This is a genomic window from Neptunomonas japonica JAMM 1380 (genome assembly GCF_016592555.1).
Classification (GTDB): domain Bacteria; phylum Pseudomonadota; class Gammaproteobacteria; order Pseudomonadales; family Balneatricaceae; genus Neptunomonas; species Neptunomonas japonica_A.
In genome coordinates this window covers 408,998-427,120 of sequence record NZ_AP014546.1, presented here as the reverse complement: position 1 = coordinate 427,120, position 18,123 = coordinate 408,998, and the positions used below count along the sequence as shown (strand labels likewise).

General features: G+C 44.0%; 15 protein-coding genes. 7 read left to right on the top strand and 8 right to left on the bottom strand.

Annotated elements, in window-relative coordinates; genetic code table 11:
- Nucleotides 1-37: 37 nt before the first annotated feature.
- Nucleotides 38-700: a carbonate dehydratase gene (can, locus tag NEJAP_RS01935; RefSeq protein WP_201349050.1), complete on the bottom strand. Its 663-nt coding sequence runs from the start codon at nucleotides 698-700 to the stop codon at nucleotides 38-40.
- Nucleotides 701-814: 114 nt separating this feature from the next.
- On the bottom strand, nucleotides 815-1,879 hold the full coding sequence (hemE, locus tag NEJAP_RS01930; protein ID WP_201350422.1) for a uroporphyrinogen decarboxylase: 1,065 nt from the start codon (nucleotides 1,877-1,879) through the stop codon (nucleotides 815-817).
- Nucleotides 1,880-2,115: 236 nt separating this feature from the next.
- Here hemE and NEJAP_RS01925 point away from each other — a divergent pair, with 236 nt between their 5' ends.
- The gene (locus NEJAP_RS01925; protein WP_201349049.1) at nucleotides 2,116-2,877 is read left to right on the top strand and encodes an AraC family transcriptional regulator; all 762 of its coding nucleotides are present in this window, start codon (nucleotides 2,116-2,118) and stop codon (nucleotides 2,875-2,877) included.
- A gap of 151 nt (nucleotides 2,878-3,028) precedes the next feature.
- On the opposite strand, the gene purK is transcribed toward NEJAP_RS01925, so the two are convergent.
- Together purK and purE are read right to left on the bottom strand one after the other, a co-directional pair.
- Nucleotides 3,029-4,096, bottom strand: a complete 1,068-nt coding sequence (purK, locus tag NEJAP_RS01920; RefSeq protein WP_201349048.1) for a 5-(carboxyamino)imidazole ribonucleotide synthase — start codon at nucleotides 4,094-4,096, stop codon at nucleotides 3,029-3,031.
- A complete protein-coding gene (purE, locus tag NEJAP_RS01915; RefSeq protein WP_201349047.1) occupies nucleotides 4,096-4,587 on the bottom strand; it encodes a 5-(carboxyamino)imidazole ribonucleotide mutase in 492 nt (163 codons plus the stop codon). Before purE ends, purK begins: the two co-directional genes overlap by 1 nt.
- 309 nt (nucleotides 4,588-4,896) lie before the next feature.
- Between purE and putA the strand changes: the two genes are divergently transcribed.
- From putA to putP, 3 genes are all read left to right on the top strand, one after another.
- On the top strand, nucleotides 4,897-8,064 hold the full coding sequence (putA, locus tag NEJAP_RS01910) for a bifunctional proline dehydrogenase/L-glutamate gamma-semialdehyde dehydrogenase PutA (RefSeq protein WP_201349046.1): 3,168 nt from the start codon (nucleotides 4,897-4,899) through the stop codon (nucleotides 8,062-8,064).
- Between the two features lie 13 nt (nucleotides 8,065-8,077).
- Complete coding sequence (locus NEJAP_RS01905; RefSeq protein WP_201349045.1) at nucleotides 8,078-8,785, top strand: hypothetical protein; 708 nt, start codon at nucleotides 8,078-8,080, stop codon at nucleotides 8,783-8,785.
- A gap of 128 nt (nucleotides 8,786-8,913) precedes the next feature.
- Nucleotides 8,914-10,404 (top strand): sodium/proline symporter PutP, encoded by a 1,491-nt coding sequence (gene putP, locus NEJAP_RS01900; protein WP_201349044.1) that lies wholly within the window; start codon nucleotides 8,914-8,916, stop codon nucleotides 10,402-10,404.
- Nucleotides 10,405-10,511: 107 nt separating this feature from the next.
- Here the strand turns inward: putP and NEJAP_RS01895 are convergent, their stop codons facing one another.
- The 4 genes from NEJAP_RS01895 to NEJAP_RS01880 all read right to left on the bottom strand — a co-directional run bounded on the left by NEJAP_RS01895 (nucleotide 10,512) and on the right by NEJAP_RS01880 (nucleotide 14,827).
- Nucleotides 10,512-11,444 (bottom strand): LysR family transcriptional regulator, encoded by a 933-nt coding sequence (locus NEJAP_RS01895; RefSeq protein WP_201349043.1) that lies wholly within the window; start codon nucleotides 11,442-11,444, stop codon nucleotides 10,512-10,514.
- A 309-nt stretch (nucleotides 11,445-11,753) separates the two neighbouring features.
- Nucleotides 11,754-12,701: a Bug family tripartite tricarboxylate transporter substrate binding protein gene (locus NEJAP_RS01890; protein WP_201349042.1), complete on the bottom strand. Its 948-nt coding sequence runs from the start codon at nucleotides 12,699-12,701 to the stop codon at nucleotides 11,754-11,756.
- 126 nt (nucleotides 12,702-12,827) lie between these two features.
- Entirely contained in the window at nucleotides 12,828-14,348 is a 1,521-nt protein-coding gene (locus NEJAP_RS01885; RefSeq protein ID WP_201349041.1) for a tripartite tricarboxylate transporter permease, read from the bottom strand.
- Nucleotides 14,349-14,362: 14 nt separating this feature from the next.
- Nucleotides 14,363-14,827 carry a tripartite tricarboxylate transporter TctB family protein gene (locus NEJAP_RS01880; protein ID WP_201349040.1) on the bottom strand — a complete coding sequence of 155 codons (465 nt, stop codon included), beginning with the start codon at nucleotides 14,825-14,827 and terminating at the stop codon, nucleotides 14,363-14,365.
- Between the two features lie 879 nt (nucleotides 14,828-15,706).
- Here NEJAP_RS01880 and NEJAP_RS01875 point away from each other — a divergent pair.
- The 3 genes from NEJAP_RS01875 to NEJAP_RS01865 are packed head-to-tail and all read left to right on the top strand — an operon-like array spanning nucleotide 15,707 to nucleotide 18,061.
- On the top strand, nucleotides 15,707-16,054 hold the full coding sequence (locus NEJAP_RS01875) for a RidA family protein (RefSeq protein WP_201349039.1): 348 nt from the start codon (nucleotides 15,707-15,709) through the stop codon (nucleotides 16,052-16,054).
- A 36-nt stretch (nucleotides 16,055-16,090) separates the two neighbouring features.
- Nucleotides 16,091-17,332, top strand: coding sequence for an NAD(P)/FAD-dependent oxidoreductase (locus tag NEJAP_RS01870; RefSeq protein WP_201349038.1), 1,242 nt, complete (start codon nucleotides 16,091-16,093; stop codon nucleotides 17,330-17,332).
- 12 nt (nucleotides 17,333-17,344) lie between these two features.
- Nucleotides 17,345-18,061 carry an aspartate/glutamate racemase family protein gene (locus NEJAP_RS01865; protein WP_201349037.1) on the top strand — a complete coding sequence of 239 codons (717 nt, stop codon included), beginning with the start codon at nucleotides 17,345-17,347 and terminating at the stop codon, nucleotides 18,059-18,061.
- Nucleotides 18,062-18,123 lie beyond the last annotated feature (62 nt).

The window sequence follows — 18,123 nt, the reverse complement described above, 5'->3', positions numbered from 1 at the left end:
GCAACATTGCAGGGGATACTTTAATGCTATATCTAAATCACTTGGCTGAAGCAAGCTGATTAATCGACTCCACAGCTTCGTGGTAGCCCGACTCAATAGAACTCGGGTCAGATATACAAAAATTCAGATCTCTTACTAGGCCATTATCTAAACCATACACCCACGCATGTACAGAAAGCTCTTGCTCTATTCCCCACGCTTCTTGAGCAATAGTGGTATTACATACATTGTAGGCTTGCTCAATGACATTAAGTTCGCATAGGCGTTCTAAATACTCAGTCTGGTCAGACCAAACCGACAACAAGTCACGATGTTTCGTATCAATATCACGGATATGACGTAACCAGTTGTCAATCAAGCCATGTGGCTTTGATTCAATAGCAGCGCGTACACCACCACAGCCGTAATGTCCTACCACCATAATATGCTTCACTTTTAATACGGTCACTGCATATTGAATCACTGATAGACAATTCATATCGGTGTGGATAACAAGGTTTGATACATTTCGATGAACAAAGATATCGCCTGGTAACATTCCGACGATTTCATTCGCAGGCACACGACTATCCGAGCAACCAATCCATAAATAATCAGGCGCTTGCTGCTTCGCTAGCGTAGCAAAAAAATCTGGATTTTCTTCCGTAATTTTGTCCGCCCAAGAACGGTTACTATCAAAAAGATGCTGTAGTTTTTTCATATTAACCCGTAAAAGTTAGGTATAAAGAATCAGACGTTAAATCCCATCGCCAAAAACTAATTAATAAAAAGGGACAGTGAAGTCCCTTTTATTAAAGCATATCAGCTAGATAACTCAGACATGATATTTAGCACTGAGTTCATGCACTGCATCAACAAATACTTTGGCATGTTCAGGGTCAGCAAACTGATGTATGCCATGACCAAGATTAAATACATGGCCATTACCTGTACCAAAGCGCTGTAAGATATCTGCAACTTCCTGACGAATGCGTTCAGGCTGCGCATACAAAACAGAAGGGTCCATATTACCTTGCAACGCTACTTTACCCCCAACACGGCGGCGTGCGTCATCAATATCCGTAGTCCAATCAAGACCTAGCGCATCCGCACCTGCATCTGCCATCACTTCTAACCACTGCCCGCCATTCTTGGTAAACATAATAACCGGTACTTTACGGCCATCATGTTCACGAATTAAACCGGAGATGATTTTACGCATATAATCTAAAGAGAACGCTTTATACATGTCACCGCTAAGCACGCCACCCCAAGTATCAAAGATTTGTACGGCTTGAGCGCCGCTCAAAATTTGCTCATTAAGATAATTAGTGACTGACTGCGCCAGCTTACTTAACAGCTCATGCAGCACTTGTGGTTCAGCGTACATCATCTTTTTAAGATGACGGAAATCTTTTGAAGAGCCACCTTCAACCATATAGGTTGCTAGCGTCCACGGGCTTCCAGAAAAACCAATCAATGGCACCCGGCCTTTCAACTCTGAACGAATCTCTTTAACAGCATTCATTACATAATCAAGATCCGTAGCAGCGTCTGGTACTTTTAACGCTTCAACATCTTTTTCAGTACGAATGACTTTTTTGAAACGCGGGCCTTCACCCTCTTCAAAATACAAACCCAAACCCATTGCATCAGGGATTGTCAAAATATCAGAGAATAGAATTGCCGCATCCAACTCAAAGCGCTCTAACGGCTGAAGTGTTACTTCGCATGCAAGTTCACGGTTCTTACACAGGCTCAGAAAGTCTCCTGCTAGCGCACGTGTTGCTTTATATTCTGGTAAATAACGTCCCGCCTGTCGCATCATCCAAACAGGTGTAACATCAACGGGTTCACGCAAAAGCGCACGTAAAAAGCGGTCGTTTTGTAATTCAGCCATGTCAATTTCAGCCATCTAAAGTTTCTTTCAATGGGGGCGTATTCTACCGATTTTTATGAGGAAATGCGCTCTAATTAGACGATCAACATCAAAGAAGCCATCGCTAACTCTATTTGATTCCCATGGAACCATTGATATTTTGCTGTACAATTATCAATCAGTACGGCTTTTCACTGAAATATGCCGACTTAATTATAAATATAACAAACCCAGTTCAAACTACGGCAAGCACTATCGTGACGACTACAGAGTTGCTGACATTACCTGATACCGCCCATAACCATGACCACAAGTATCATCAGCTAGTTTTTGGATTAGAAGGCAATACTGAATTTGATATTCAAGGTCACGGGGCTAATGTGGGTCTTGGCAAAGGTTGCTTAGTCCCCTCAGCAACAGAACATGCGTTTTGCGGCATGGGAGACAACCGTATTGTTGTCATTAATATAGAAACAGCAAAACTAAATTCAGCCACCCTACAAACACAAGTATCTCGTCTATTTGATAAAGCTTCTTACTTCTCACTAGATAGCCAAAGACAAGTATTACTTCAAGCTATTTGCCAAGAAATAAAGCAAACACCTACCAACTCGCCGTTACTACAGGCGTGTGGTAATACTTTGCTGCTTTCTATGCAAAACCTCATGAACGAGCCTTCACCACGAAGAATTAACACACAGATTGATTTAGCAGCGTTAGACCTTTATATCCAATTAAACATGCACCGTAAAATATCTATTGCAGAACTCGCCGGAAGTGTTTTCTTAAGCCCTAGCCATTTTCATAGCTGTTTTAAAGAGAAAACAAGTATCACACCTCATCAATATGTATTACGAATGCGTTTGGAGCGAGGGAAAGAGAAGTTAGCTGCTGGTTGGACAATATTACAAACAGCTGAACACTGTGGTTTTAGCAGCCAGAGCGCCTTTACACATGCATTTCGTGATCATTTTAATATCACGCCTGCACGCTGCCAAAAAACCATTATTGAATACTGAAACAACAACAGCTCAACCGTACACCAGCCTATTCTTTTAAGTAATCCCAAGCCCTTAGCTTTAAGAAAAGTTTAAACAAAAAACGCCGTTGAAATTCAACGGCGTTAATGTTTTTACTAATCACAATTTATCTAAGTATGAAACTACAAGCTTATTTCAAATTATCAGCGACCCAGCTAAATACTTCAGGGTAAGGCTCAGGAAAACTTGAAGCCAGTTGATTTAAAGATGAGTTCAGCTGCTGCGAATCATTCAACGTAAGGTTGATATGCCCTACCTTACGCCCAACTCGTACCTCTTTTCCGTACCAATACAACTCAGCGCCTTCAACGGCAAGCCAATCATCGTTGCGCTCAACACCAATCAAGTTAATCATCACAGACTGGCCTTTAACCACCGCCTTACTCATTGGCAAACCTGCTACAGCACGAATATGTGATTCAAACTGGCTGATACTTGTTCCTGATTGAGTCCAATGCCCACTATTATGTACACGAGGAGCAAGTTCATTTACCATCAAATGCTCTCCGACACGAAAACACTCCATCGCCATCACACCCACATATTCAAGCGACGTCAGCAGTTTACCCAGCATTTCTTCCGCTTCTGCCTGAACACCTGACAAGCGCTCTAACGGAGCAATAGATGCCATCAGTATGCCGTTAACATGTAGGTTCAGCGCCAACGGGTAAAAATACAAATTACCCTCCTTATCTCTAGCGCCGACAAGAGAGACTTCTTCATCAAACGGTATTTTCTGTTCTGCAATGGCTTCTTGATGCCAACCTTCTGGTACTTCTGTTCCTTCTGGCTGCTTCAGCCAATACTGGCCGCGCCCATCATAACCACCCGTCCGGCGCTTCAGGAGTACGGTTTCACCTAATGCTTGATAAAGGGCTTGTGATTGAGTGTCAGAATCCACAAGCTGCCATGGCGCTGTGGCAATCTGTAACTCATCAAGTAGCTGCTTTTGCGTGAAGCGGTCAGCTAACCGCGGGAATACTTCGCGATTAATAAAGTGCGGATGCTTTGAAAGCACCTTGGTTGCATTCGTTTCAGGCCACAGCTCTATTTCAGCAGTAACAACATCATCATCTGCCAACTCAACGCTCTGAGACTGATTAAAGTCAACCGGTACAACTTCAACATTTAACGGCGTTGCCGCATGGCGCATCATTGCTCCTAGCTGACCTGCACCCAATACCCATACTTTACTCATTAGACTTCTCGTGGATCAGGATTTTCTAAAATAGTATCTGTCTGCGCCTTACGAAATGCTTCCAAACGATGCGCTAACTCAGCATCCGTGTTTGCAAGCATTTGTGCTGCCATCAAGCCTGCATTAAAAGCACCGGCAGAACCAATGGCCAATGTGCCAACAGCAATACCTTTAGGCATCTGAACAATTGATAGCAAGCTATCCATACCATTCAGCGCTTTACTCTGTACAGGAACACCTAGAACAGGAAGGCGCGTTTTTGAAGCAACCATGCCAGGCAAATGTGCGGCACCACCAGCACCTGCAATAATGACCTGATAGCCTGCATCAACGGCACCAGAGGAAAAAGAAAATAGCTTATCAGGTGTGCGGTGTGCTGAAACGACTTCTACATGGTGAGGTACCTGAAGCTCGTCCAGAATCTCGGTGGCTAATTTCATGGTATCCCAATCACTTTTAGAACCCATGATAATGGCGACTTTCGGTTGCATATAACTCGATCCGATCTAATTAATTGTACTAAAAAGAAGCGCTATCCCAGATAACGCCGCAAAAGCGGATCATAGCAAATTCCAGACAATTGATCGCTTAAAAACTGGAATTTTCCCTCATCACCTCCCATGTTTATAAAGAAAACGTCCAAAAAAGCACTTAATGGAAGGTAAAACAGAGCTTTTTACAAAACAACCCAAGTTTTTCGCAAGACGAAAGCGGCCAGTTGGCCATACAGTTGAACCATCATGATATTCGTGACCCATGGCGCAGCTATCGACCGTCCAACATGTTTAGGGAGCATAACTATGTTCAAAGCCACCGACATCTTTAATCCTGATTTTCTAGATCAGCCACTCCCACACATTTGGGAACTCATTTCACCGCTCTACTCAGTAGATGAAACGAGTTGGTTAAAAGAACTGTTACCATTGGCCACACCTAATACGAATGAACGCCAACAGATCACTCAAGGCGCGACTACGCTAATCGAACAGGTGCGCGCAGATGATGGTGCCATTCACATGATTGATGCATTGCTGCTTGAATACAGCTTAGACACTCGTGAAGGTATCCTCCTTATGTGCCTTGCCGAAGCACTCATGCGTATCCCTGATGCAGAAACAGCCGATGCGCTAATACGTGACAAGCTGTCAGTAGCTGACTGGAAAGCACACCTGAAGAACTCAGACTCTCTCTTTGTAAACGCCTCTACCTGGGGATTACTGCTGACCGGTAAAGTTGTATCGCTTGATAAAGATGAAGACGGCGAACCGTCAAACGTCATTAACCGTCTCGTCAATAAAATGTCTGAACCTGTCATCCGTAAAGTGATGAACCAGGCTATGAAAATAATGGGCCATCAGTTTGTGCTGGGACGCTCAATTAAAGAAGCACTAAAGCGTGGCCGTAGCGACCGCGACAAAGGCTATACCTACTCCTTCGATATGCTTGGAGAAGCTGCGTTAACATCGCAAGATGCTGATAAGTACTTCAATGATTATAAACAGGCTATTAGTGCTGTTGGAAAAGATAAGTATGAAGGAAGCGCGCCTAAACCGACAATATCTATCAAGCTGTCAGCACTTCACCCACGATATGAAGTGAGCCAAAAAGCACGCGTACTAGGAGAGATGAGCGATAAGGTACTTGAACTCATCAGCCACGCGAGATCCCTCAATGTCGGTATTACCATCGATGCTGAAGAAGCGGATCGGTTAGAATTATCTTTAGAACTATTCCAGCAGCTATACCAGCACCCAAAAACCCGTGGTTGGGGTGAACTAGGTCTAGTAGTACAGGCCTATTCAAAACGCGCATTGCCTGTTTTAGCCTGGCTAGCAGCATTAGCTAAAAGCCAGGGAGATCGTATTCCATTGCGCTTAGTAAAAGGCGCTTACTGGGATAGCGAGATCAAAAATTGCCAACAGCGTGGCTTAAGCGGATACCCCGTTTATACACGTAAAGAAGCAACGGATACCGCTTACTTAGCATGCGCGCGATTTTTGTTAAGCGAAAATGTCCGAGGGCATATTTATCCTCAATTTGCTAGCCACAATGCGCATACCGTTGCTTCAGTGATAGCTATGGCTATGCACGATGAATACGAATTCCAGCGCCTACATGGCATGGGAGATGCGCTTTATAATACGGTCATCAAAACAAACAATGTTACTGTACGTATTTATGCACCGGTAGGTAACCACAAAGACTTACTGCCCTACTTAGTACGCCGTTTATTAGAAAATGGCGCCAACAGCTCTTTTGTGCACCGTTTGGTGGATGCTCGTTGCCCTATTAGTGAACTAGTGGATCATCCAGCAGATGTCTTAGCATCACGAAAATCACTGGCTAACCCTTATATCCCACTACCTGCAGAACTGTTTAGTGGTGAGCGTAAAAACTCTTACGGTTACAACATTGAAATTGATGCGCAGTGGAACAACTTTAAAGCGATGATTCAGCCATTTATGGCTACTACTTGGCAAGCAGGCCCGATTATAAATGGTGAGGTGCTATCTACAAACACCACACCCTTTAGCATTGTTGCGCCATACGATCACAACCACATCGTAGGACAGGTTAATTTCGCCAGTGCTTCGCATGTAGACCTTGCTCTAGAACATGCTGAGAAAGCCTACCCTGCATGGCGCGATACACCAGTAACTGATCGTGCCCAAGCTTTAGAACGCTTAGCCGACTTACTAGAAGAAAATTACGGTGAGTTAATGGCACTATGCCATCGTGAAGCGGGAAAAACGTTACAAGATGGAATCGACGAAGTGCGTGAGGCCGTTGATTTTTGTCGTTATTACGCAGTCCAAGCCCGCTTGGCAATGAGTGAAACTGAAACGCTACAGAGCTTTGACCATTCAACACTAGAGATAAGCCGTCAAGGGCGTGGTGTGTTCGTCTGTATATCACCATGGAATTTCCCTCTAGCAATATTCCTAGGCCCAATAGCAGCAGCGTTGGCTGCCGGTAACACGGTTGTCGCCAAACCTGCAGAGCAAACTAGCCTTATTGCCTTTCGCGCTGTTCAACTAATGCTTGAGGCAGGCATCCCTGCAGGCGCTATTCAGCTACTTACCGGTGAGGGAGCAACACTCGGTGAGCCATTAACGTCTGACAAGCGTGTTGCTGGAGTTGCCTTTACTGGCTCAACAGGGACCGCGCAGCGTATTAACCGCTCTCTAGCCAAACGCCAAGCAGGTCCCGTTCCATTTATCGCCGAGACTGGCGGCCAAAACGCCATGTTGATCGACTCAACATGCTTACCTGAACAGGTCGTACGCGATGCTGTACGCTCAGCTTTTGCATCCGCCGGGCAACGCTGCTCAGCATTACGTGTGTTATTTGTTCAGCAAGATATAGCTGATCGCATTATTCCAATGCTACGTGGAGCCATGCAAGAGAGCATTGTTGGAAACCCTGAATATCATCAAACAGATATTGGGCCTGTCATAGATAGAAGGGCACAAACCAGGCTGTTGCAGCATATTGAAAACATGCATAAAAATGCCTCTCTAATTGCTCAAACGCCGCTGCCATTTGATTCAGACAAAGGTACTTTTGTTGCGCCAAGTGCATTTGAAATTTCAGGAATCGAACAGTTATCTGAAGAGCAGTTCGGGCCAATTCTTCACGTGGTTCGCTATAAAGCGTCTGAGCTTAACAGCATCATTGATAGCATAAATGCCAGCGGTTTTGGTTTAACCCTTGGTGTGCATACACGCAACGAAACCACAGCTAATCACATTACACATCGTGTTCGTGCCGGCAACATTTATATCAATCGCGACCAAGTAGGCGCGGTAGTCGGCGTTCAGCCCTTTGGTGGCCAAGGACTCTCAGGAACAGGTCCTAAAGCGGGTGGACCACACTACTTAAAACGTTTCACTCGTGAAGTGCGAAAGACTCAGCCTCAAAGTACTCACGCTCAAAACACCCAAAGCCCACTAACTAGCCAAGTGTAAGCAGGAGATTAATATGACTAACCCAACATTAGCGAGTGCTGTAAAAACGGCAGAATCTTCCTGGGAAGCTTGGAATACGTTAGGAACTACAGCCCGAGTGGAATTACTTAGTGTCGCAGCTACAGAGCTCAACCAACCTTTAGTCACTTGGCTCCTGACACGCATCGCTAACTCGATGCCAGACACAGTCCATTTACCAGGACCTACAGGCGAAGCTAACAGCCTACATTGGAGTGGCCGCGGGCTTATCGGCATTTGCTCAGCCCCCCCACATTCAGAAGATGATAAGACGACTCTGGCGTATGAGGCAGCGATAGCTGCACAGTTATTCACAGCACTAGCAACCGGAAATGCAGTGGTTCTGCAGTCATCCAATAAATATATGCATCGACTGCATTCAGTATTACTGAATGCAGGAATTACACCTGATACCGTTCAAATCAGCTGTGCATCAATAGAAGAGCTAGCCAGCCATGAAGCCTTTCATGCCTATGCTTTTTGTGGATCAGATGCCGATGTAATAGCGCTCAATACACAACTAGCACAACGCGACGGCATGCTAGCGCAACTCATTACAGAAACAGATTTTAATACTTATCCGACATTAACTAGCCTTGATTATCCTTGGCGTTTTGTCACAGAAAGCACTCTCTCAGTGAACACCACTGCGGTTGGAGGTAATGCGACGTTATTGGAGCTTGGTGGCAAAAGCGACTCGTAACCTCAAAATATGCTTATCGTCATATCCAAAAGTATAACGGTAAGCGTATGATCCACGGCTTATTTTCGCCCTCTCCAAAATAGGCCGATTCTAATAATAACTCTTAGACTCAACACGAGGTATGGTAAATGATCGCAAATAGCGGTGCCATTATTGGTACTTTTACGATTTATCTGGGACTCATGCTCGCCATTGGTGTGTATGCTTACCGACGTACAGCAAACTCTTCAGATTACTTTTTGGGAGGCCGTTCTCTAGGCCCTTGGCCAGCTGCATTATCGGCAGGCGCTTCAGATATGAGTGGCTGGTTACTTTTAGGCCTTCCAGGCTATGCATTTTCATCTGGTTTAGAATCAATTTGGCTAGGAGCAGGCTTACTCATAGGGACTTGGTTAAACTGGTTATTAGTAGCCAAGCGTCTACGTACTTATAGTATTGAAGCAAACGATGCACTCACACTGCCCGAGTTCTTTGCTAATCGTTTCGAGGACAAATCAAACTTATTACAGGTTATTTCTGCCTTCTTTATTTTATTATTCTTCTTGTTCTACACAAGTTCAGGTCTCGTTGCTGGCGGCAAACTATTTGAAACTGTATTTGGACTGGATTACACCCTCGCGGTCATTATAGGCACCGTTTGTGTTGTGTCTTATACCTTATTTGGTGGTTTCTTAGCGGTATCTTGGACAGATTTAGTACAGGGCTTATTGATGGCGGCAGCGCTTATTCTTGTACCTATTATTGCTATTCAGTCAGAAGGTGGGTTTGCTAACCTCTTTACTGCTCTAGAAATTAAAAACCCTGAATTACTCACTATATGGAACGACAGCAAAGGTGAACCACTCACAGCCATCGCTATTATTTCTTTAGCTGCGTGGGGTTTAGGTTACTTCGGCCAGCCTCATATTTTGGCACGTTTTGCAGCAGTCCGTAGTAATGCAGAGATATCTACTGCTCGTCGTATTGCGGTCGTGTGGTCTGGGCTATCCATGGTCGGCGCTATACTAGTGGGCCTTGCCGGTATTATCTATGTAGACAACCAGCTAGGTGGAAACTTAGGCGATGGCGAAAAAATCTTCATGTTGCTAGTCAATGCCATATTCCACCCTGTTGTTGCCGGCATTCTTCTAGCCGCGATTCTTGCAGCCATTATGAGTACTGCTGATTCTCAACTACTGGTATCTTCTTCAGCATTGGCTGAAGACTTTTATAAACAGGTATTTCGTAAAGACGCATCGCAAAAACAAGTTGTCATGGTCGGTCGCATTGCTGTGATAGGTTTATCCCTTGTAGCACTAGTGCTAGCAATGAGTCCTGATAGCTCTGTATTAGGATTGGTTTCTTATGCATGGGCAGGCTTTGGTGCTGCTTTTGGTCCAACGCTGATCCTGAGCTTGTACTGGAAACGCATGAACCGTTTTGGCGCATTGGCGGGTGTTATTGTGGGTGGCTTAACGGTTGTTATCTGGAAACAGATCAGTGGAGGCATCTTTGATGTTTATGAAATAGTTCCGGGAATTATCTTTGCGGCACTATCAATTATCATTGTAAGCTTAGTAACCGCAGCACCGTCAGAATCAATTAAACAGCGATTTGATAGTTATCTTGGCAAGCTATAAAGTTTAGTTATAGCCCTATATAAAGCCTCGTAAATACGAGGCTTTTTTGTTTTCACTGCTAAATATTTTAATACACCACACAATCCAGCAACACCTAACTAGAACCATTACTCACCCCAACCAAGGAACTGCTCAGGGTTATCAAGAACATTTTCAATCTGCTTGCACAGTAGGTCAGCAAACTCCATGGCAATCATCGATGACGGGTTACCCGAGGGAAACATCAAACCTATACGTAAATGCACGTCAGGCTGAAAGCGACGAAAGACAACTTTGTCAGCTTGTGCGTACGTGGTGTAACTACTTGCTGATATAGGGTCAACAATAGATACACCAAGCCCCCGCTCAACAAACTTAAGCGCCGGAATAAAGAAGCGGGTTTGCAAACGCACATTCATACGATGCCCACCCGCTTCAAACAGCTGCATCAAATCATGGAATATCATATGATCTGGATGCAGGGTTATCATTGGCTCATCGTCAAGCATCTCGGGCGTAATCACCTCCTGCTCTGCCAACGGGTGTTCAGCCGGTAGCGCACAAACACAAGGCAATTCGAACAGCCTATTTCTACCTAGCTTGGACTGATGCGTGGATATTTCAGCCAGACCCAAATCGTATTGATTGGAAGCGACCCACTCAACGACAGCATCAGACGTTCGAGTCTGTAATGAGGCCTGAACCTTGGGATGATCTTCCAAAAAATCTGCCAAAATATCTGGCACGAAGAAATTAGATGGCCCAGGCATACAACCGATGCGTAGAAAACCATACTGCTTGTTCTGTATATCCTGAACAGTCTGGCTTACATCCTGTATACGAGAGAAGATAGCTTCTACTTCTTTATATAAATAGTGAGCCTCAGGAGTGGGATACAGGCGTTTTTTATGCCGTTCAAACAATTGAAAACCAATATCGTTTTCCAGCGAGGTAATCATCATGCTCACTGCTGGTTGAGTTCGAAATAATTGTTTAGCGGCCTGTGAAACCGAACCACTTAACATCACCGCCCGAAAGGCTTCCATCTGCTTGAGGTTCATTATTTCACCTTTAAATATTAGATATGCTGATAAACTACTCTAAAAAATGAGTATTTGGTTATAATTTCAGTAGAAATATAACGCATACAAGCATTCAATACCTGTTCATGTTATCCATTTTTTAAGCTAGGAAGTTACGCACAATAAACCAGAAGAGAGCAATGAAATAGCAAAAAGGGTTGAAGCGCAGGCTGTAGATAAATTCTGATTTGGGTCTTGAGTGGAATGGCAGAGAGAGTTAAACAGAAAACTTCAACGACAGCTCGATAACCAGAAAGCACGAGTGCCGTTGAAATTCAGTTGCGGCTATTATTTCTTAACTTTAGCAGCCGCCTCTTTCATGATGCCGTAAGTTTCTTTCATGTCACTAATCCACTCTGCCCCATGACGATAATCAACTATTGCACCAATATTCTGGTAAGCAGCCAACACTTTTGGGTCTTTCATTACTTTAGCAGTTGCCGCATTTAGCTTATCAACTACGTCCTGAGGAACACCTGTTGGCGCAAACACACCCGACCAGCCTTCGAAGCTACCTTTTACGCCATAGTCAGCAAATGTCGGCACACCAGGAAATGCATCCATTTTCTGGTTCATAACCAGTGCACGTGCACGATCAGCCTTTACATGCGGGCCAAATGCAGGAGGGAATGACACAGCAGAATCAATATGACCACCCACTACTGAAACCATAGAGTTTGCAGCGCCTTTTGCATGGACATATTTAACTTTATAGCCCATCTGTTCTGCAATAATGTTGGCTTGAATCGTACCGGAAGAGGTCGCACCCCAAGATCCCTGAGTTACTCTCTTACTCTTAGCGCCAGCAACAAAATCTTCAAAAGTCTTATAAGGGCTGTCTTTTGCAACGACCACCGCTAACGGTACAGAAGTCATTTTCACTACGGGTGTAAAGCTATCAAAGTTGTATGGTGTTTTGCTGAAGTTAGGGGTTATTAACATGTTACTCAGACCCGCATTAATCAACGTATAGCCATCTTTTTTTGCACGAGCAACGAACGATGTACCAACAACACCACCACCGCCTGTCTTATTAATAACAACCACAGGAACACCTAGCTCTTTTTCTACGGCGTCAGCCCAAATACGCGTCGTTAAATCAGAGTCACCACCCGCTCCCCAAGGAACGATGACATTGATTGGTTTCTCAGGGTATTCAGCCAATGCGGCACCAGAAGCCAATGTTACAGCTAGCGCTGCAGTAAGAGTTGCCAGTATTTTTTTAGAACTTTTCATACATACTTCCTTCGATTTATTTATATTTATATTTATATTTAACGGTTTTCATATGGATTTATGGCCTTAAGCAAAGGCCAGCAACAAAAAAGTTACTGCCTAGCTAAGAAAGTTTGGTTTTCATGTTCAGGCGGCTTTACTTTCTGCCGAAGCAGTAGCATTCGCAGTTTTACGCTTTACTCGCATACTGGAGAAAACAAAGAAGACAGATAGTGCGATAAACACCCATGAGAACGGTGATGCAAAGAACAAATAATAATCAGTGCCAACGATCGACATTGCCTGATCTAAGTTTTGCTCTAGAAACGGTGTCAGAATAAAGCCGATAATAAATACCGCCGGATTTAACCCAACCAGTCTCATGCCGTAGCCCATCACGGTGAAAGCAATAAGAACCAGAATGTCATCCATATTTTGCCCAGCGGTGAAGGCACCGGTGAAAGCAAACACAGTTACACAAGGGAAAATATAGTAGCGGCGCAACGACGCCATCTTCACGAAGAATTTGAAGCCAGTGCGTGCTATCACCAAAAGGAAGAGATCAGTAATCAAGAAACCTGCAAAAATCGCGTAGATAATTTCAGTGTGTTCAAAAAAGATCATAGGGCCGGGTGTCAGACCATGAATCAAAAAGGCGCCCATTAGCAAGGCTGCCACATCATCACCAGGTATGCTCAATGTCAGCATTGGAATCATGCTAGAGCCACATACTGCATTATTAGCAGACTCGGCAGCCGCAATACCTTCGACTGAACCCTTACCGTACTCTTCAGGCTTTTTAGCAGTACGCTTTGCTTCACCATAGGCAATAAAGGCAGCTGTACTAGAGCCCAAGCCTGGCAGCGCCCCTACAAAAGTACCAATGCCACTGGACTTTAAAATGGTGCTGAACACATTTCGAAATTCTTTAAAACTAATGCGATTATCAGCAGGATTAGGAGAATGAGTAATCGTCATCTCATGATGAGGAACTAAACGCCGTTTAATAACATTGAACACCTCAGGCATAACCAAGATACCAATTAGCATGGGCGTAAAGGTAAAACCACCCATCAGTTCGGTATAGCCAAAAGTGAAGCGTGCAGCCCCCGTAATGGTAGACATACCAACCATTGCAAACAGCATACCCAGACAGCACGATAACAAGCCACGAGGGAGTGACTCTCCCGCCATAGAACCTATAACGGTAAAAGCAAACAGCAGCAGGAATACTTTCTCTATAGGGCCTGCCTGCAATGAGATCAGAGAGATCGGAGCCGCCACTAAAATCAGCACTAATGTTGCCAACATCTCACCTGTGACCGAGGCAAATAGCGACATATCAAGTGCCTTGCCAGCCTTGCCTGCTTTCGTCAGTGCATGACCATCTTGAGCGGTCAGAAATGAGGCTGCAGCTCCCGGCGTATTGATCAAGATAGCTGAGATCGACCCACCATAAATACCGGCTTTATATACAGCCAATAACATGGTGATACCAATGATTGGATCGACATAAAAAGTCATCGGCAAAATGATAGCGATCGCCATAATCGCGGAGATACCAGGAATAGCACCAAAAATAATGCCGATGATTACGCCCGCAATAATGCCCAAAATGGGGCCTATTGCCAAAATAGAAGAGAAACCACTAATAATATTATCAAACATCTGATTTACTCCCCTTAAAAGGCCCAAGTTGGCAAGTAGACTCGCAGGAACTCTTTAGACCCATAATCAATCAGTACAGGGGTGATAACAGACATAGCGATAATAGGAACCCAGTTGCGACCTCCAAGGAGTATGGCAACAGCGATCATAATAAAGGGAGTTGCCACCAGAAAACCTACGTAAGGCACGGCAAGCCAATAAACAATAAAGATCCCTATATAAATAAAGATACCGGAGAAACCATCAGTACTGATCAGCTCCAAATCTTCAATCTTGGTGCCTTTTGACAGTTTCATTAGAGATTGGATAGCGATAGTCGCGGAAAAGAGGATGATCAACCCTGCTACGACACGAGGTAAAAACATGGATCCTAGATCACTTTCAGCACCACCTTCAACTAAGTTGTTGTTGGTTAAGATGATCAAAGAAACAATAATCAAAAATGTCGATAATACGACGTCTATCTTTCTTCTATCCATTTTGCTACCCGAATGTTTCTTGTTTTTATAGGTTTCAGCAACGGCTGCGACGAAGAACATAAAGCTGCTGTAACAACTCAATTGCCAATATCACAGGACGCTGATTCATTCAGTGTAAACAAACTTAATATAGATACAATTCTAAAAAATATTTGATTATATAAGTTTTTCTTATGTTATTTTTTACGCTATGCCCCTTCCCACCAACAGCATTTTAATAAGAGCACTATGTAATTGCGTGTTTCTATAGCAGCAGGGTTCTGAATAGGCGCTAGTGGATTATTTTATTAATGAAAGAGAAAAGATCACTTCGATGGAGCCGAAGAAAACATGCTTTAGCAAAAATAGAGAGTTAAAAGCGAATACCTCAGATAACCACACATTGTCACCTTACCTTCGTTAGGTTTAACACCAAGCTAACAAGCCTCATCAATTGACTACCTCGGTAAATACTCAATTTCAATAACGAATGAGAACGCACACAGCTCCAAACACAAATATAAATAAAACTGATGAAATGTTAAATATTTACGATTTGTTATTATGTTTTTTAGTGTAAATAATAACTTCTTAAAAACTGCTCCTTAGGTTGTTTTAGCTGGTGAGCCGAACATAACAATAAAAGAAGATCTCGATGCTCATACCATTTTCAACCGGTAGTGATTATAAAAAATCAGCATCTAGTACCTAGCACTTATAACCCTTCTCTTATTTATTTCGACAACCATGTTGAGTTACTTGTTCTCATAACTGAGTGTCCGTGAGCCGCCGCTTAATGATTTAAGAAACTGATTTCTGATACCAAAAAAAGCAAGTAGTAAGAACACTTAGCAGTACTGCTAACCAACAAAAGAAAAACCAATAATAAGCGAGTAGAACATGATCCAACGACAACATTCAAATCACCGTATGAGCCAACTAGTGAGCTTTGCTGATCTAGTTTGGACTGCAGGCCAAGTAGCAAAAAAACCATCCGAGGATATGGCAGGGCAGACCCACCAAGTTCTGGCACAAATAGATGAACTCCTCAAAGATGCGGGCAGCAATAAGAGCCATCTAATCAGCGCCAATATCTGGATTTCTGATATTAACCAATTCGCCCAAATGAATGTTGTGTGGGATGCATGGGTAGATAGCAACAACACACCCGTCAGGGCCTGTGTGGAATCACGTTTAGCACGACCAGAACTATTAGTAGAAATTCAGGTAATTGCAGCCAAAGTTTAAAAACGTGAGGCGTGATGGTTTCATCACGAAGTAAGTATGCAAAATATACATATTGGAATCTTGGGGGCTGGCATCGTCGGCCTATCAACCGCTCTAAGCTTACAAGAAGCAGGTTATAAGGTGACATTGATCGATAAAGAAGCCCCCGGAATGGGGGCCTCTTTCGGTAACGCTGGCTTATTCGCAGATTATGCCCGCTTGCCGTTTGCCAAGTTTGCCATGATGAAAAAAATGCCTGGAATGCTGCTAGATAAAACCAGTCCACTGTCTATGCAGGGAAGCTATTTACCTTCATTGATGCCTTACGGGTGGGAATTTTTCAAAGCCTGCTTCCCCACAAAGTACATACAAGGTAAGGAAGCACTAACATCCTTGCAAGAACATACACAGCTCACCAATCAAGAACTATTGAACCTCACCAATGCTCAGGATCTGATTAAATCCGAGGGTTGTTTAGGGCTTTTTGCAACAGAAGAAGGTTTTTCAACCGCACAAAGTGGCGATCTACAAGAGCGCAGAGAGCAAGGTGTAAATCTCGAATTTCTTAATGCTCATCAGGTTCACGAGCTGGAACCGAATTTAGCCAATTTTCATGCAGGCGGCGTTTTTTATCCCGATACTCGCTTCACTATAAGCCCTGTTGAATTAAGTAGGCGTTACGCCCACCACTTCAGTAACAATGGTGGAACGATCTTGCATGATGAAGTACAAGCAGTATTACCTAACAGTAACGAAGTAACCGTGAAGCTAAATGATAGAAACGTAAAATATGATCAAGTTGTGATCTGTGCAGGTTTCTCGTCAAAAGCGATTCTTAAAAAACTTGGAGTGAAACTCCCACTCGTCAGCGAACGTGGTTATCATCTAACACTCGATATTGGCGAAAAGTCTCTTAGTCGCCCAGTAGGTTGGTTAGATAAAGCGGTCTTCCTTACGCCAATGGAAGGCGGTATACGCTTGGCAGGAACAGCAGAATTTGCGTTCGCTGATGCACCACTAAACCCACAGCGTGCCGATGAAATGCTGAAGCATGCCAAAGTGATGTTGGGCAGTGACCCTTCAATTATATCGACCTGGGTTGGTAGTCGCCCATCAACACCAGACTCTCTACCGGTTATCGGGGAACTAGAGCACCACCCGCGGATAAAAGTAGGGTTTGGTCATGGCCACTTAGGGCTAACATTCGCTGCAATCACCGGAAAACTGATTACACAAAGCATACAGGGCCATGCACCAGCAGTGGACCTTAAACCATTCTCCGCCGCACGCTTTAACTGACAGGATATTTAAATGATCATCAAAGGTGGTATCAATCTTTGTGGGCTCACCATAGGCGTTATTTCCCTAGAGTCTTACTTCCCAAAACCAGCTGGACATATTAAACACCCCGCCAGCTTTGACTTTCCCATTCTTTACAAGACAGTCAAAGGTGCCACTATTGATCGCCTTATCCGCGAACGTGATCCTGAACTGTTAAAGCCATTTATAGAAGCCGCTCAGGAACTAGAACGTGAAGGCGTAAAAGCAATCACCGGCAGCTGCGGCTTTCTAGCCCTACATCAGAAAGAGATCGCCGATGCGGTTAATGTACCCGTATTTATGTCTAGCCTCATTCAAGTGCCATTAGTGTCTCGCTTATTAAAGCGGGATCAAAAAGTAGGGGTAGTCGTTGCCAACAGTGATGCACTGACCGAAGATCACCTAAAAGGTGTCGGTATTGTTGCCGAGCCTATTGTCGTTGCAGGTATGCAGCACCAGAAACAGTTTGCAGAAGTCATTCTTCGTGGCGATACCGATGACCTAGATATGGATCTTTTTGAGGAGGAATTAAACTCTGTGGTTCAGAACATGTTGGACGAAAATCCAGAAGTAGGGGCAATCGTTCTAGAGTGCACTGACCTTTCGCATTTTGCTCCAAAGTTACAGAAAAAGTTTGCCCTACCCATCTTTGATTTGAGCAGCCTAACACGCATGGTGGCAGCGACAGTGGATCGTCAAATAGCTTAATTTGAGTTTCAAACAGTGCTAAGAGCGTGACAAATGACGGCTTGAACCTGTACCACAGCCGT